Source organism: Methylomagnum ishizawai, from assembly GCF_019670005.1.
In the GTDB taxonomy this organism is placed as follows: domain Bacteria; phylum Pseudomonadota; class Gammaproteobacteria; order Methylococcales; family Methylococcaceae; genus Methylomagnum; species Methylomagnum ishizawai.
In genome coordinates this window covers 3,763,337-3,779,453 of sequence record NZ_AP019783.1, presented here as the reverse complement: position 1 = coordinate 3,779,453, position 16,117 = coordinate 3,763,337, and the positions used below count along the sequence as shown (strand labels likewise).

At 63.9% G+C, this 16,117-nt stretch carries 16 protein-coding genes and 1 tRNA gene; 10 read left to right on the top strand and 7 right to left on the bottom strand.

The window, feature by feature from the left end; all coding sequences use genetic code 11:
* Positions 1-197: 197 nt before the first annotated feature.
* The 6 genes from K5658_RS17125 (at position 198) to tadA (ending at position 6,287) form a co-directional block, all read left to right on the top strand.
* Complete coding sequence (locus K5658_RS17125) at positions 198-1,157, top strand: hypothetical protein (protein ID WP_221064302.1); 960 nt, start codon at positions 198-200, stop codon at positions 1,155-1,157.
* Between the two features lie 138 nt (positions 1,158-1,295).
* Positions 1,296-1,886 carry a DUF3011 domain-containing protein gene (locus K5658_RS17120; RefSeq protein WP_221064301.1) on the top strand — a complete coding sequence of 197 codons (591 nt, stop codon included), beginning with the start codon at positions 1,296-1,298 and terminating at the stop codon, positions 1,884-1,886.
* A gap of 115 nt (positions 1,887-2,001) precedes the next feature.
* Positions 2,002-3,465, top strand: coding sequence for an IMP dehydrogenase (gene guaB, locus K5658_RS17115; protein ID WP_221064300.1), 1,464 nt, complete (start codon positions 2,002-2,004; stop codon positions 3,463-3,465).
* A gap of 29 nt (positions 3,466-3,494) precedes the next feature.
* Positions 3,495-3,968, top strand: a complete 474-nt coding sequence (locus K5658_RS17110) for a Uma2 family endonuclease (protein ID WP_221064299.1) — start codon at positions 3,495-3,497, stop codon at positions 3,966-3,968.
* 262 nt (positions 3,969-4,230) lie between these two features.
* Positions 4,231-5,805: a glutamine-hydrolyzing GMP synthase gene (gene guaA / locus K5658_RS17105; RefSeq protein ID WP_221064298.1), complete on the top strand. Its 1,575-nt coding sequence runs from the start codon at positions 4,231-4,233 to the stop codon at positions 5,803-5,805.
* Entirely contained in the window at positions 5,805-6,287 is a 483-nt protein-coding gene (tadA, locus tag K5658_RS17100) for a tRNA adenosine(34) deaminase TadA (RefSeq protein WP_221064297.1), read from the top strand. The genes guaA and tadA overlap by 1 nt, the downstream gene beginning before the upstream one ends.
* A gap of 2 nt (positions 6,288-6,289) precedes the next feature.
* Here the strand turns inward: tadA and K5658_RS17095 are convergent, their stop codons facing one another.
* Entirely contained in the window at positions 6,290-7,171 is an 882-nt protein-coding gene (locus tag K5658_RS17095) for a transglycosylase SLT domain-containing protein (RefSeq protein WP_221064296.1), read from the bottom strand.
* A gap of 56 nt (positions 7,172-7,227) precedes the next feature.
* Between K5658_RS17095 and K5658_RS17090 the strand changes: the two genes are divergently transcribed.
* Positions 7,228-7,320, top strand: a tRNA-Ser gene (locus K5658_RS17090).
* Positions 7,321-7,615: 295 nt separating this feature from the next.
* Here K5658_RS17090 and K5658_RS17085 read toward each other — a convergent pair.
* Together K5658_RS17085 and K5658_RS17080 are read right to left on the bottom strand one after the other, a co-directional pair.
* A complete protein-coding gene (locus K5658_RS17085) occupies positions 7,616-7,771 on the bottom strand; it encodes a hypothetical protein (protein WP_221064295.1) in 156 nt (51 codons plus the stop codon).
* Between the two features lie 219 nt (positions 7,772-7,990).
* Entirely contained in the window at positions 7,991-8,524 is a 534-nt protein-coding gene (locus tag K5658_RS17080; RefSeq protein WP_221064294.1) for a J domain-containing protein, read from the bottom strand.
* 635 nt (positions 8,525-9,159) lie between these two features.
* Between K5658_RS17080 and K5658_RS17075 the strand changes: the two genes are divergently transcribed.
* Together K5658_RS17075 and K5658_RS17070 are read left to right on the top strand one after the other, a co-directional pair.
* Complete coding sequence (locus K5658_RS17075; protein WP_221064293.1) at positions 9,160-10,083, top strand: DMT family transporter; 924 nt, start codon at positions 9,160-9,162, stop codon at positions 10,081-10,083.
* Between the two features lie 121 nt (positions 10,084-10,204).
* Complete coding sequence (locus K5658_RS17070; RefSeq protein WP_221064292.1) at positions 10,205-11,353, top strand: D-alanine--D-alanine ligase family protein; 1,149 nt, start codon at positions 10,205-10,207, stop codon at positions 11,351-11,353.
* Between the two features lie 195 nt (positions 11,354-11,548).
* Here K5658_RS17070 and K5658_RS17065 read toward each other — a convergent pair whose 3' ends face one another.
* From K5658_RS17065 to K5658_RS17050, 4 genes are all read right to left on the bottom strand, one after another.
* On the bottom strand, positions 11,549-12,070 hold the full coding sequence (locus K5658_RS17065) for a heavy-metal-associated domain-containing protein (protein WP_221064291.1): 522 nt from the start codon (positions 12,068-12,070) through the stop codon (positions 11,549-11,551).
* A gap of 184 nt (positions 12,071-12,254) precedes the next feature.
* The gene (locus K5658_RS17060) at positions 12,255-12,566 is read right to left on the bottom strand and encodes a hypothetical protein (protein WP_221064290.1); all 312 of its coding nucleotides are present in this window, start codon (positions 12,564-12,566) and stop codon (positions 12,255-12,257) included.
* A 37-nt stretch (positions 12,567-12,603) separates the two neighbouring features.
* Entirely contained in the window at positions 12,604-13,074 is a 471-nt protein-coding gene (locus K5658_RS17055) for a ferritin family protein (RefSeq protein WP_221064289.1), read from the bottom strand.
* Positions 13,075-13,153: 79 nt separating this feature from the next.
* Positions 13,154-14,269 carry a multicopper oxidase domain-containing protein gene (locus K5658_RS17050; RefSeq protein ID WP_221064288.1) on the bottom strand — a complete coding sequence of 372 codons (1,116 nt, stop codon included), beginning with the start codon at positions 14,267-14,269 and terminating at the stop codon, positions 13,154-13,156.
* Positions 14,270-14,537: 268 nt separating this feature from the next.
* On the opposite strand from K5658_RS17050, the gene K5658_RS17045 reads away from it, so the two are divergent.
* A complete protein-coding gene (locus tag K5658_RS17045) occupies positions 14,538-16,112 on the top strand; it encodes an efflux transporter outer membrane subunit (protein WP_221064287.1) in 1,575 nt (524 codons plus the stop codon).
* Positions 16,113-16,117: the final 5 nt, after the last annotated feature.

Here is a 16,117-nt window from a genome sequence, read left to right as displayed (position 1 = left end):
GGCTTTTTATTGGCCGACGGCATGGGATGTGAACAAACATAACCGCGAAACCTATCATTGCGGGGGGTTGGCATCCATCGTGACGGGTTTTGCCGCGCCCCCCAAGCCGCGGGCTGGCCCACAGTCGCGGCCTTGCCGCCCGGCGGTTTTAAAATAACGCTTCCGACAACCTTCACACCCAACCAGAGGAATCCCCAATGTCCCATTTCAGCCTCCTGGCCGGCACGCGCAACATCGAGAAATCGATGCCCTTCGCGCTGTACCGGTTCTCGATTTGCCTGGGCACCGGCCTGGGCTATCTGTTCGCCACGCTGTCCGGTGCCGGCGTCGCCATCGCCGCCGATTCCTGGGGCAAGAATCCCAATTCCATGGCCCCCTTCGGCGCGGTGCTGGGTTTCGCCGCTTTCGCTTTCCTGATGTACAAGCTGCGCCCCCATTGGTTGCGCCACATCAAGGTGCCGCAGTTGCTCTTGCTGGCCGAGCAGGCCCTGGGCAAGCCCATCCCCGGCGGCAAGGCCCAGCTCGATTATGCCAAGCGGCAGGTCCAGCGCAGCTTCCCCAGCACCGCCGGCCTGTTCGATCTCGACCGCCATATCCGCTGCGCCCTGGCCGATTTGCCGGCCCCGCCCGCTTGGCTCGCGCCATTGCTGGACCATCCCCGGATCGGCCAATATGTCCGTACCGCCTTGGGCCGCTACGCCGGGCTGGACCATCAAACCCTCCTGGCCGGGCATTTCCATTCCGGCCACGACAATCCCTGGCGCACCGCCGCCACCGCCCTGGCCGTCCACGACCGCCATTTCGGCACCCTGCTGAAGTACCGGACCTATGCCACCCTGTTCGAGTGGCTGGGTTTCGCCGCCGCCTTCCCGTTGCTGGCGGTGGGTTTCCAGATGCTGACCGAGGGCTTCCCGGTGCCGCTCGGGATTTGGCTCTATGTGTTCGCCGGGGTATTCGCCTGGGCCTTGAAGGCGGCGTTCTTCGAACCCATCGCCGAGGCGGCCATGCTGGGCGTGTTCTTCCCGCTGGCGGAACAGGGCGTCACCCCCGAGCAGGAAACGGCCCTGGCCCGGCGCTCGGCGGTGTTCCGGGAAATCCTGGACCGCGCCGGGCAGGGCCGTTTGATCGAGGCCCAGGCCGCCGCCGGAACCCCTTGAGCGGGCTTTTTGCGCCGGGGCGCGGGCGGGTTCCCGCCGCCCGGCGTATCGCCCACCGGGGTGGCGGAATCTGGGTTTTCCTGGGCGTGCTATCCTGGCTGGATACCCGATCCGTCCAGTCCAGCCGAGGTAAATCCCATGATCTTCAAAGCCCGGGCCTTCTGCGCCGCGCTCGTCACCACCACGCTCGCCTTCTCCATCGCCGGTTGCGGCGGCAACCGTGGCTATTGGCCGAACCAGGGGGGATGGCCCAACAACGGCGGGTCCAACAATGTTTCGCAAACGCTCACCTGCGAAAGCAACGATGGCGGCAACCGTGCCTGCCGGGCGGGTTTCCCGATAGCCCAGGTCAAGATCGAGCAGCGCCTGTCCAAATCGCCCTGCGATTTCGGGCGGACCTGGGGCTATAACAACGACCGGGTTTGGGTCGACCAGGGGTGCCGGGCGCGGTTCCGGGTCTATGCCCAGGGCGGCGGCAATGGGAACGGAGGCGGCAACTGGCCGTGGAATGGCGGTGGCAATAACAATAAAAATGTCGTAACCATCCGCTGCGAGAGCGTCAACGGCGGTTGGAAGCGCTGCAACAGCCCGTTCAAGATCGGCCGGGTCGAGGTCGCCCAGCGCCTTTCCGGCAAGCCCTGCAAATACAAGGACAACTGGGGCAACGATAACTGGGGTATTTGGGTGGAGCGCGGTTGCCAGGCCGATTTCCGGGTTTATCGGAATTGAACCGGGCGGGGAAGGGCGCAATCTCGCATTCCACCATTGACAAGCCCCCCAAACCTTGCCTATACCCGCGCTTTCACCTATATTTGTCCGATTTTTTAGCTGGCGGGAGCAAACCATGCGTGTCGTTCAAGAAGCCCTCACTTTCGACGATGTCCTCCTCATTCCTGCCCATTCCACCCTGCTGCCGCGCGAAGCCGACCTGGGAACCCAGCTCACGCGCAACATCCGGCTGAACATACCGCTGTTGTCCGCCGCCATGGATACGGTCACCGAATCGCGCCTCGCCATCACCATGGCCCAGGAAGGCGGCATCGGCATTGTCCACAAGAACATGACCGCCGAGCGCCAGGCCTACGAAGTGGATTGCGTCAAGAAATACGAGAGCGGCGTCATCAAGGAACCCATCACCGTTTCCCCCCATATCACCATCCGCGAGGTGATGGAACTGACCCGCGCCAAGCGCATTTCCGGCGTGCCGGTGGTGGACCGGGGCGAATTGGTCGGCATCGTCACCAGCCGCGACCTCCGGTTCGAGACCCGCTACGACGAGCCGGTCAGCAAGGTCATGACCCCCAAGGACAAGCTGGTCACGGTGTTGGAAGGCGCGGGCAAGGACGAGATCGTCAGCCTCCTGCACAAGCACCGCATCGAGAAAATCCTGGTGGTCAACCACCACTTCCAATTGCGCGGCCTCATCACGGTCAAGGACATCCAGAAATCCAAGGACTACCCGCAAGCCTGCAAGGACGAGCAGGAACGGCTGCGGGTCGGCGCGGCGGTCGGCACCGGCGCGGGCACCGAGGAGCGGGTCGCGGCCCTGGTGGCGGCGGGCGTGGATGTGATCGTGGTGGATACCGCCCACGGCCATTCCCAGGGCGTGCTGGACCGGGTGCATTGGGTCAAGCGCAACTTCCCCGAGGTCCAGGTGATCGGCGGCAACATCGCCACCGGCGAAGCGGCCCGCGCCTTGGTCGAGGCCGGGGCCGACGCGGTGAAGGTGGGCATCGGTCCCGGTTCGATCTGCACCACCCGCATCGTGGCCGGCGTCGGCATCCCCCAGGTCACGGCGGTCGCCAATGTGGCCGATGCCTTGAAAGGCACCGATATCCCCTTGATCGCCGATGGCGGCATCCGCTATTCCGGCGATGTGGCCAAAGCCCTGGCGGCGGGGGCGCACGCGGTCATGCTGGGGGGCTTGTTCGCCGGCACCGAGGAAGCGCCGGGCGAGGTCGAGCTTTACCAGGGCCGTTCCTATAAGAGCTACCGTGGCATGGGTTCCCTGGGCGCGATGGCCCAGCAGCAAGGTTCCAGCGACCGCTATTTCCAGGACAGCAGCGAGGCCGAGAAGCTGGTCCCGGAAGGCATCGAAGGCCGCGTGCCCTACAAGGGCAGCTTGGTGTCCATCGTCCATCAATTGGTGGGCGGGGTGCGCTCGGCCATGGGCTACACCGGCTGCGGCACCATCGAGCAACTCCGTACCCAGGCCCGCTTCGTGCGCGTCACCTCGGCGGGGATGCGCGAAAGCCATGTCCACGATGTCACCATCACCAAGGAAGCGCCGAATTATTCCTTGGATTGAATCCATCCCCTTCGCGGAGGTTCGCCGTTATGGATGCCGACCTGCTCAAGGCTATCGAAAAGCTGGATTTGCCGTTTCCCTGGGAAACCAACGCGAGGGGACAGATCATCATGACGCCGGTGAATTATGGACATAGCAACCATGTGGCCCGGCTCATCCGGGCCTTGGCGAGGATCGCGCCCGAGTGGGAAAGTGGGACCGAACTCGGTATCCACACCGCCGACGGCGTGAAAGCGCCGGATATGGTGCTCGCCAGCCCGGACTATCATCACCGCCATTGCGGACTACCCGGCTATGTCACCGAAGCCCCCGAAATTTGCGTCGAAGTGATGTCGCCCTCGAATAGCTGGCAGGAAATGCTGGACAAGATGCCATTGTATTTCGGGGTCGGGGCGCTGGAGGTTTGGGTGGTCGATACCGATGGGCATATCGCCTTTTTCGGGCCGGGGAATGAAAGGCTATCCGGGAGCCGGTTGATTCCGGCGGCACCGCGAAGCATTTGAGCCAATCTGGATTCTATTCCTTTATCTTGCCTGTTCCCGTATCAAGTCCTATTCAGCATCGGCGTGGCCTATAAGCTTGATTTGATGTCGTGCCCAATTGGGTATTCTCCGTACCCACCCCAGCATTTGTATGCTTCGCTATTTTGTCGAGGCATCGGCATGGCTCCTCAGGCTAATAATCAGTAACGGCTACAGACATTCCCCGTGCCGGGCGCTGGGTGCGCCGAGTATGATCCACCGCTAAATTCTGGCTTATTTCTCCATGCAAAACATCCATTCCCACAAAATCCTCATCCTCGATTTCGGTTCCCAATACACCCAGTTGATCGCCCGCCGCGTGCGCGAAATCGGCGTCTATTGCGAAATCCATCCCTACGATTGCGACGAGCAATATATCCAGGACTACGCGCCCAAGGGCGTGATCCTCTCGGGCGGCCCCGAGACCGTCACCGCGACCGATACCCCACGGGCACCGGGCGTGGTGTTCGGGCTCGGCGTGCCGGTGCTGGGCATTTGCTATGGAATGCAGACGATGGCCGCGCAATTGGGCGGCAAGGTCGAGGCTTGCACCCATAGCGAGTTCGGCTATGCCCAGGTGCGGGCGCGGGGCCATTCCCGCTTGCTGCGCGGGATCGAGGACCACGCCAGCCCGGAAGGTTTCGGCCTCTTGGATGTCTGGATGAGCCATGGCGACCAAGTGACCGGACTGCCGCCCGGTTTCAAGCTGATCGCCTCCACCGACAGCGCCCCCATCGCCGGCATGGCCGACGAAGATAGGCGCTTCTACGCCCTGCAATTCCATCCCGAAGTCACCCACACCCGCCAGGGCGGGCGCATCCTGGAACGCTTCCTCAAGGAGATTTGCGGCTGCGACGCCCTGTGGACCGCCCGCAACATCATCGAGGACAGCATCGCCGGCCTCCGCGCCAAGCTGGGCGACGAGCAGGTGGTTTTGGGCTTGTCGGGCGGGGTGGATTCCAGCGTGGTCGCGGCCTTGTTGCACCAGGCCATCGGCGAACGGCTGACCTGCGTGTTCGTGGATACCGGGCTGCTGCGGCTGGGCGAGGGCGATCAGGTGATGGCGACTTTCGCCAAGCACATGGGCGTCCAGGTGATCCGGGTCGATGCGGAACAGCGGTTCCTGGCGGAACTGGCGGGCGTCGCCGATCCCGAACAAAAGCGCAAGATCATCGGGCGGGTGTTCGTGGAGATTTTCGACGAGGAAGCGGCCAAGCTCACCGACGCCCGTTGGCTGGCCCAGGGCACCATCTACCCGGACGTGATCGAATCGGCGGGTTCCAAGACCGGCAAGGCCCATGTCATCAAATCCCACCACAACGTCGGTGGCCTGCCCGCACACATGAAGCTCAAGCTGGTGGAACCGCTGCGCGAGCTGTTCAAGGACGAGGTGCGGCAGATCGGCCTGGAACTGGGGCTGCCCTCCGAGATGATCCACCGCCATCCCTTCCCCGGTCCCGGCCTCGGGGTCCGCATTTTGGGCGAGGTGAAGAAGGAATACGCCGATTTGCTGCGCCGGGCCGATGCCATCTTCATCGAGGAACTGTACCGGCATGGGCTGTATGAAAAAACCAGCCAGGCGTTCGCGGTGTTCCTGCCGGTGAAATCGGTGGGGGTGATGGGCGATGGCCGCCGCTACGACTATGTGGTGGCGCTCAGGGCGGTCGAGACCATCGATTTCATGACGGCGCATTGGGCGCACCTGCCCTATGAATTCCTCGATTTGGTATCGCGCCGGATCATCAACGAAGTGCCGGGGATTTCCCGCGTCACCTACGATATTTCCGGCAAGCCGCCCGCGACCATCGAATGGGAGTGATGCCGCTCCCGCCCGCCACGGACGGCGCGGCCTCTTCCGACGACGAAGGCTGGATGCGCCATGCCCTCGCCCTGGCCGAACAAGCGCGGGCGCTGGGCGAAGTGCCGGTGGGCGCGGTGCTGGTGAAGGATGGGGCCATCCTCGCCGAAGGCTGGAACCGCCCCATCTCCACCCACGATCCCACCGCCCACGCCGAAATCGTCGCCCTGCGCGAAGCTGGCGCCAGGGTCGGCAATTACCGGCTGGTCGATACCACCCTCTATGTCACCCTGGAGCCCTGCGTCATGTGTATGGGGGCTATATCCCAGGCGCGGGTGAAGCGGCTGGTCTACGCCGCCACCGACCCCAAGCGCGGCGCGGTGGAAAGCGCCCTGCGCCTGGCCGAGGCCGAATTCCTCAACCACCGCATCGAAACCACCGGCGGCGTGCTGGGCGACGAATGCGGGGCCATGCTCCGGGAATTCTTCCGCGCCAAGCGTTGAGCCTACGTCCCGTCCGCCCGCGCCAGCGTGGTTTCGCGGTTCTCCTCCGCGCCCGTCAGCCAGACCAACAGCTCGTAATAGCGGCGCACGCTGTTCACATAGCGCACCGCCACGCCGCCCCGCGCCCGGCCATGGTGGGTGTGCCGGTGCCAAGCGGGATGGGCCAGCAAGGGCAAAACCCGCTTGAGTTCGGCCCAGCGGTCCGGGTCGCCGCCCTTGGCCCGCACCAGGGCGCGGGCGTCCTCGACATGGCCCGGTCCCAGGTTATAGGCCGCCAGCGCGTACCAGACGCGGTCGGGGTCGGGGATTTGGGCGGGGAGGGCGGTCAGGGTCCGGCTGAGATAGGCGGCTCCGCCCGCGATGCTCTGGCCGGGGTCGAAGCGGTCGCGGACCTTGAGTTCCCGCGCCGTGGTGCCGGTCAGCATCATCAGGCCGCGCACGCCTTCCGCCGAAACCGCCCGGTGGTTCCATTTGGACTCCTGGTAGCCGACCGCCGCCAGCAGCCGCCAATCGAGGCCATGCCGCCGCCCCGCCTCCGCGAACAAGGGCCGGAGCCGGGGCAGGCGTTTCTGGTAATCGCGGCGCAGGGCGTCTTCGAGGGCCGGGTCCAGGCCGGGGGCGGACTCGCCCGGTGCTGGGACTTCCGGCCCGTTCCCAGGGCCGCCGCCGGTGGTCCGCGGCTTGGGAATGGACGGGGCGGGTTCGGGCGAAGCGACGGGCTCGCGGGGCTTGGGATCGCCCCCCGGAAAAGGGATCAACAAAAGGAGAAGCGCAAGATTGCGGAGCGATTCGAGTTGCGCCGGTCCTACGCTTTTCGTTTCGTTGGTCACAGGCCCGGTGGTGCCGGGTTCCGGGGCGCGGTCCATGAGTCTTGTCGAATTCATGGCACGCATCACACTTTTTATGGGAAAGTCGTTTATAATAGCAGCCCTTTCGCAAAGGAGAGGTACCGAAGCGGTCATAACGGCGCCGACTCGAAATCGGATGGGGGACTAACCTCCCCACAAGGGTTCGAATCCCTTCCTCTCCGCCAAATCAATGCCCTAGCGGCCCGCTCTTGCGCGGGCCGCTCGCTTTGTGGGACGCACCGTATGCATCGCGTTCAATGCACTATGAACTCGGGAGGGCTGTATAGGACATCAAGTTCCACTTCTTCCCCCCGCTTCTCCAAGTCCAAATTCGCTCCGCCCACTCCCCCCCCTCGCAGCGCTCGCACCGATCTTTGAACAGCAATTCTCATTTTGGCTGAATCACCCGGTTTCCGGGGCTGGCGGGAGGCGTTCGAAGCTTTGCAGCATGAAGCCCATCAGCGTTTCCCAGGACTGGAATCATAGATAGCAGGTCAAGGCGCGGATATCGTTGAATAACCGCTTGCGCGGTAGCTTCTGGTGGAGCCGGCGGTATTGGGTGTCCATCCATTCCAGTACGGCATGGGTCAGGAAGGCCAGGATGATCAGGCTGGCGATGGCTCTGGCCATGGCCATGGTTGTGCTCGAAGCGGTAGCCGCCGGTTTTGAGGGTGTTGTTGTTCTCGATGCTGGGCTGGGCCGGAAGCATGACCTGGAAAGGTACCCAGCCCGTGGTGGAACTCAGCCGCAAGGTCTACGAGAAAGGGGCTGCCCTGTCCAAGGAGGCCATGCGGGCGGTCGAAGCCCGGCTGATCCGAAACCCGCCCTACTGGCAGCGTCTTTTTCGTAAATGGCCTAAATACGGTCGAGCAGCGCGTTACGCGCTTCCGTGATGCGGAGGAATTGCTCGTGGCTGCCACCGACATCGGGATGCGCTTTCTGGGCGAGCCGTCGATAAGCCGTTTTGATCTGCGAGGGCGTCAGCTTCCCATCGACCGGCAGGTTCAATGTCTCCCGGTATTGCCTATCGTCGTGTGGCGGGCGGTGGGTCCGGTGCCGCCTCCGGCCTTCGTTGAACCGCCCATGTTCTCCGTATAGCCGTTCCTGCGCCGCCCGGCGTCTTTCGCGGGATTCCCGGCGCAGTTCCACTTGGTCGTCCTGCCATCGCTGGCGCGACATGACGATGCAAGCGGCGAAGGCGATCCGGCCACGCGTCTCGAGTTCGTCGAGGCTGAACGGACCCACCATGTCGAAGGGCGGGTCCAACCAGGCGTTTCTGCCGTCCGCACCGGCCTCGACCCGGCCAATCGTGGCCATGGCGGGGATACCGAAAAAGCCGTTCCAGACGACCCATTGCTCTTTATCTGCGGGCCGCGGGCTATCCTGCATGGGCGGTCTCTGGGCGTTGCGCGGCCCTGGAGCCGCAAATCGACGCCGGGGCTGCTTCGGTCGATGCCGACCTGGAAGCCGCGGCGCTCATGGGAAGGATCGAAACGAACCGCACTGGAATGGTCCCTCTGGAAAGATTCCAATCGGTAAGCAAATCTCGCACCAGCATTGTGGGCATTCCGATATGCGGTCCCCTCCGCCGCCCAATCCAGCGCTGGACCGGGCACGGCGCGGCAAACCGGTGGGTTCGGTTGGATGTCCGCCCCGCCCCTGCCGAACGACCCAAACCCCCAGTCCGCACACAAGCGGTACTTCGCGCTTTCATTTGGTGCGGTTGGGATGTCTGTCATCGGCGGACCTTTCAACAAAGGTCTTCTCCCTGGGGTCGATGGCGGCTTTACCGGAAAAACCCTGTATTTCCCGCTCCGCAGGTTCGTTGCCGCCCGACGGAAACCCAATCCCCTATCCGGGTTCCCCGGATAATTGTCCGGCCCGATTCCGTCCCGGTACCGGGACTCGCTATAACATTGCCGACGGTGCCTCCCGCAGCGTATCATCGATCCCACAGAGCCGGGGACCATGTTTCCCCGCCACCGTCGAACCCAAGGCCTCCGCCCATCTCCCCGGCCCCCACCATGCAGGCAATCCCCCGCCCCGGCCCCAACACGATCAATTTGCTGTGCCTCTCCGCCGCTATCGTCGCGGTTTCGTTCGCGGCGATCTTCATCCGCTGGAGCGAACAGGAGATCGACGGCTATGCCACCACCTTCAACCGCCTCTGGATCGCCACCCTGGTCCTGGGGTTGTGGCAGGCCCTGCCGTCGCGGGCCAAGCGGCCACCCGTCCCGGCCGGGGATGCCGCCGGTAAGTCCGGGCGGTATATCCTACTGGTCTTGGGTGGGGTGTTCTCGGCCGCGTCGGTGGCGTGCTGGGCCTGGTCCTTGAGCCAAACCCACGTGGCCAACGCCACGGTCCTCCGCAGCCTCACGCCCATCTTCACCAGCCTGGGGGGATGGTTGCTGTTGGGGCGGTGTTTCGACCGCCGCTTCCTGCTGGGCATGGCCATCGCGATAGGCGGCGCCATCCTCATCGGCTGGGATGACTGGGAGGTCTCGGCCACCCATTTGTCGGGCGATGGGGTGGCCTTGCTGTCCGCCGCGTTCTACGCGGGCAACCTGCTCATCGTCGAATACCTGCGCAATGGGCTGGGCGCTTCCACCATCCTGTTGTGGCGCTGTGGCGTGGGTTCGGTGGCGTTGTGCCCGGTGGTCGTTTATGCGGGCAACCCGGTCTTCCCCTCGACCGGGCAGGGTTGGCTGGCGGTGATCGCCCTCGGGACGATCTGCCAAATCCTGGGGCAGGGTTTGATGGCGCATACCCTGAAAAAACTCTCGTCCGGTTTCGTCAGCGTATTCTTATTGTTGGAGCCCGTCCTGGCCGCCCTCCTGGCCTGGGTTTTTTTCGGGGAAACCCTCGACCTGTTGAATTTCCTGGCGTTTTTTTTGATTCTGCTCGGCATCAACCTAGCCCTGCGCAGCCAGTCCGCCACCAAGGCCTAGCCCTGCCAGCCCCGCAATGGACGATGGCCGCCCGGCGCGGCCCTATCCACCCATGAATCGCCGCCATGGAAACGGTCCCGCGCATGGGTATCCACAACCCCAAACCACGGTACCGAAACCCATGGCTTTCACCTACCATTTCCACTCCCTGGACCAATATATCGACCAACTGCGTCCCCGGTTGCGTATCGCCGTCGTACACGGCGGGGACAAGGACCGGGACGGCGCGGTCATCTACAAAACCCATAATCCCCGCTCCACCAAAACCTACGAACCCGTCGCCCACGATATCGCCGCGGCGCTGCGGGGTTTGGGTTTCCAACAGGTGTGGGTCATGCCGGACGATATGGGCCTGGCGGAGAATCTAAGGAAGGAAAATATCCATCTGGTTTGGTTGAACACGGGCGGGGTGCAGGGTTACAACCCGGTTTGCCATACCGCCGCGCTGTTGGAAATGCTGGGGATGCCCTATATCGGCCACAATCCCCTGAATGGTTCGATCCTGGATAATAAGCACGCTTTCAAGCGCGAGCTACAAGGGCTGGGAATCCCCACCGCCCCGTTCATGATTTGCCATCCCTCGCAGGGCCGGTTCAAACCCCATAACAATCCGATATTCGACCAAACCTTCCCCGATTATGACGGGCCGTTCCTGGTGAAGCCGGTTTCGGGCCGGGCTTCCTTGAACATCCTGTTCGCCGATACCCTGGACCAACTCCCCGACGCGGTGGCCGAAATCCAGAAAATCACCCGCAATACGGTCTTTATCGAAAAGTATCTGCCCGGCCGGGAGTTTTGCGTGTCGGTGTGTGGCTATGTCACCCATGCGCATGGCGCGTTCACCAAGAACCACCATCCGTTCACTTTTTCCGCGCTGGAGCGGGTGCTGGAATCCGACGAGCGTATCTTCACCTCGATGGACCACAAGGCCATCACCCACGACCGCCTGCGCCTGCTCGGACCCGAGGACGCCAAGCTCAAGCAGGAATTGACCGAACTGGGGCGGAAAATCTACCGTAATTTCAACCTGAACTCCCTGGTCAGGATCGACCTGCGCTGCGATAGGCAGGGCCGACTGAAAATATTGGAGGCCAACCCCAAGCCGGATTTGAAGCGCCCGGCGGGCAATACCACCAGCATCGCCACCCAGGGCTTGTCGGAATACGGCATGACCTACGAGGATTTGATCTTCACCTTGTTCGCGGACCGGCTGGATTATTTGTTAAGCCACCATCACCGCAATATCCAGCATATCGTCGATTTGCTATGAACCTGGGCGGGGCGGGTTCATACCATACCCGTCCCCCTTTCCCCCGTCCGTATCTTCCCCCCGCGATACCTCCAACACATACACCTTGCCATCGGCCCGCGTCGGGCCTGGAGCCGGGGAAGTCCGCCCCGCGCCGCGCCGGGTTTAAACGGCCCTCCGGTGTGGTGGATTCGAACCGTGCGACACCGGATGGCGTCAGGTTTCGCCGCTCCCGGACCGGTCGGGCGGATGGGTTTTCACGAACAAATCGAAGCCCAGCCATAGCAGCATCCAGCCCGGCACCTTGTTCAACATGAGGCCATGGCGCAGGATCGACCAGGTTCCCGCCCCCACGAACAATAGCGGCAACACCACCCGGAGATCGATGGGACATCCCAGCCGCCGCGACAGCCGGGCGTTCAGATCGTCGATGGCCACGCCGACGCTGGGGGTGTGGGTGGCGAGGCCGGGAATATCGGTCAGGCTATCGATCAGCACATCGACATCCTCCAACAGGCCCAGAATCCCGGCGGTGGAATGGCGTTTGGGGTCGTAGCGGACGGTGAGGCTGCCGCTGGCCGGATTGACACCCACCCCGGCCACGCCCGGCTGGGCTTCGAGGTCGGTTTTGATCCGGTCCCAGGTGGCGCTATCGGGGCGGTTGCGGGCGAGTTTCACCCGCAGGCGTCCGGGCGTGTGGCTGGCGATGCGGGCGCGGTGGGGGGCTTTGGCGGGCATGGGATTTACTCCGGGCGGGTCCATCGACGGTGGGGGCAAGGCTAGCCTGGATGCAGGCATCATGCGGACGGACCCGAACCCGGCCCGGTCGCGAACGGCGATTTTGGCGGGAAAGGGGCCGTCGTTTCGGCAGGGATGCCGAAACCCAGCGTCCAAGGATGGCAAGCTTCCAGGCCGCCGGGGTTTATTTCCGCAGTGCGTCGTAGCCCTGTTCGCTTTCCTGGATGATTTTCCGGCCCGCGTCGATCAGGCGCTGGCCTTCCGCTTCCTGGACCTGGGCGTCGCGCACCATCTGCTGGCCTTGCCGCACCATTTCCTCGCCTTCCTTGTGGCGCTGGCCGAGTTGGGCCATGCCTTGGCTTTCGCGGAAGATTTGTTCGGCGGACAGCGGCTTGGGCGGGGCGCTGGGGGTGGGCGGGGGCGGCGTGGCGCAGGCGGCCAGGAGGGCGGCGCCCAGCAGGACGGATGGCGTTCCGGGCAAACGCGGTTGGGGCATCGTTGCAATTCTCCTCTCGGGTGGGTGGGGGCGTCGCTCAAATATCCTGGACCCATTCGGCATCGCGGACCAAGCGTCGCCGCTCCTGGGTTTCCATGTCCACCAGATGGTCGAACAGGGCCTTGGCCGGGGTGTCCTCCGCTTGCCGGGACGCTTCCTGGTAAATCTCGATCAAGGCCGCGTCGAAGCGCATGGCGATGTCCACGATATCGTCCACCGACGCATCGGGCCGGACCGCGCAATCCGCCAATAGGCGCTCGATGTCCGGACTGGGCGCGAATTGTAGCCAAACGTCCAGGCCGTTGGCATCGGGAATCTGCTCGAAACGCCGCAGCGCCTGGCCGCGTTCGCGTTCGTGGTGGCCGAGATAGTCCAGCACCAGCCTGGCCCGGTCCTGGCCGCTGCGCCGGCCCAGCGCATGGTACAAAGCGCCCAACTGGCCGTGCAGGTCGATCCCGTAATCCAACACATCCTTGGCTTGCTCGAAATTGCGTAGGTGCTTTTTCATGGTGCTACTCCTGGGGTTGGGACGCGGTGGCCCGCCCACCGCGTGGTGTGCCGCGGTTGGATGCCGTTTGCCTTGGCGCTCATTTGCGCCGGGGTTTCACCTCGTAGTTCGCCATCATCCCGGCGTCGATGTGGTCGTTCACATGGCAGTGGTACATCCAAATTCCCGGATTATCGGGCCGCATGTCCACAGTGATGTGGGTGCCGGGCAAAAGGTTCAAAACATCCACCCGCCTCCCGGTTTCCATCAGGGTGTTGCCATGCCAATGGGGGGTGTGGAGATCGACCTCGGTGCCGAGGGCGAGTTGATACCAGCGGACGTTTTCGCCCACGGTCATGCTGACGCCGGGCAGGTTGGTGTAGACATAGCCGTTCATGCTGTGCATCAGGTTGCTCTCGGCGAATGCCTCGTCCTCCTGCTTGTCGGCGGCGGCGGGGGCGAAGCTTTGGATGTTCTTGTCCAGCAGCAGGCTTTTGTTCTCGTCGAACACGGTGAACAGCACCACGAACTCGCGGTCGATGCCCTTCAAGCGCCCATTGGGCTGCAATTCGCCGCGCCGGGAAATGATGATGGGTCCGACCAGCCCCGTGTTGGTGTCGGCCACCTCGTTGACATGGGAATGGTAGAGCCAAACGATGGAGCTGGGATCGTGCGGGCCGGGACCGGAGCGTTCCGGGACTTCCCAGGTGTAGGTGTGGCTGGCGCCGGGTTTGATTTCGTCGTCCAGCTTGTCCTTGCCGGAAGTGCCGTCCTCGTAATGGGTGCCCTCGCTGTCCTTGAGGTAGAACACGCCATGGGGATGCAGGGAGATGGGCAGGTTGGCGGTGTGGTTCTTCAGCGTGACCTTGAGGGTGTCGCCGACATTGGCGCGGATCACGGGGCCGAGTATCCCCAGGTGTTGCCATTCCGGCGGGCGCGGCTTGACCTGGGTGAAACTGGCGTCGGTGTATTCCACGTAATGGGCTTTGTAGTATTGCCTACCGATGCGGTCGGCCTTGTTGCCTTCGACGAAGGTTTTCTCGGCGTCGGTGAAGGGGCCGTTGTGCATGGGGTTGACCGGGTAGGACGGGGCGTAGTCCCAGAGGATTTCCTCGGCGGCGAGGTAGTAGTGGCGGGTGGCGGCTGTGGCGGTGGCGGTGGCGGTGGCGAGGCTCAACAGCAGGAGGACGAGGCGGGCCGGAAGGTTTGATCTCATAAGGATGAATCGGATTGGGGAGAAAGGCTTAGCACGGATGTGGAATTGGTTTCAAATGATATTGGCTTTCATTTAGGCGGACAACACGGATCGGGCCGGGCCGGTATGGCGGGTGGTGGCGGGGAAAGCCTGGGTTCGGGCCGGTGGGGCGGCGGCTTTCGTCGTGGGGATCGGGGTTTATGCGGTTTCCGCCTGTGCCCGCCATGGGTGTAGACTCGGGACGGGCGGTTCCAAGTGTGAATGGAGCATTGCGCTATCGGAGGTGGGAATGGAAAGCCACGGCGGGCGGCGCGTATGCCGATGGATGCTGGCGGTCATGCTGGCGCTGGGCGGTTGCGCCAAACTCGGTCCCGATTACCAGCGTCCGGCGGTGGCGGTCGAGCCCGCTTGGTCCCTGGCCGCCGACCCGCGCCTCGCAGCCCAGGCCGACCCTCCCAAGTGGTGGTGGCGGGTGTTCAAAGACCCGGCGCTGGATCGGTTGGTCGCCGCCGCCTACCGGCAAAACCTGCCGCTCCAGGTGGCCGGGGTGCGGGTCTTGGAAGCGCGGGCGCAGCTCGGCGTCGCCATCGGCGGTTTCTATCCCCAAAGCCAGCAGGCGCTCGGCTCGCTGCAATACAACCAGCTCAGCCAGCGGGCGGTGCAAAGCGCCTTCTCCCATATCTTCAATTACACCCAGGCCCAGCTCGGCCTCGGAGCCAGTTGGGAACTGGATTTCTGGGGCCGGTTCCGCCGCGCCATCGAAGCGGCGGATAACGACCTGCTCGCCAACCTCGCCACCTATGACAACGCCCTGGTCAGCCTGACCGCCGATGTGGCCAATGACTATGTCTTGCTCCGCACGGCGCAAAGCCGTTTGGACATCGCCCGCCGCAACGTGGACACCCAGCGCGAAAGCCTGCGTATCGCCGAAATCCGGTTCGAGGGCGGCACCACCTCCCAGCGCGATGTGGAGCAGGCCCGCACCGTGCTGGCCAGCACCGAAGCCCTGATCCCGGCCCTGGAAATTATCGAGCGCCAAGCCGCCAACGCCTTGGGCGTGCTATTGGGGATGCCGCCCGGCGATATGTCGCGCTGGCTGGCGGGGTCTTCCGGGATTCCGGTGGCTCCGCCGGTGGTCGCGGTGGGCATTCCCAACGATTTGCTCAGGCGCAGGCCCGATGTGCGCCTGGCCGAATTCCAGGCCGCGTCCGCTTCCGCCCAGATCGGCGTCGCCAAGGCCGATCTTTATCCCGCGTTTTCCCTGACCGGCCAGTTCGGGGTGCTGGCCGCCGATGTGGGCAAGGTCTCGCTGTCGGATATGTTCGATTGGCGGGCCCGCTTCGGTTCGGTGGGGCCGACCTTGCGCTGGAATATCTTCAACTACGGCCAGATCACCAACCGGGTGCGGGCACAGGACGCCCGTTTCCAAGCGGCCTTGCTCCAGTATCAAAACACCGTGCTGACGGCCCAGCGCGAGGTCGAGGATCAACTCATCGCCTTCCTGAAATCCGCCGACCGCGCCCGGCTGTTGGCGGAAAGCACCGAGGCGGCGGGGCGCTCGCTGGATTTGGCGGTGCTGCAATACCGGCAGGGCATCACCGATTTCACCACCGTGCTGACGGCCCAGCAAGCCGTGCTGAGCGCCCAGGACACGCTCGCCAATACCTTGGGCGATATCGCGCGGGCCTTGGTCGGCGTCTACCGGGCCTTGGGCGGCGGCTGGCAAATCCGTGAATACAACGACCTCGTGCCGCCGACGGTCAGGCAGGCCATGGCGGAGCGCACCGATTGGGGCCGGTTGTTGGCCCCGGCGAATGTGTTGCCGGACGCCGCGCCGGGTTCGGCCAGGCTGCCGGATTGGTAAGGAAA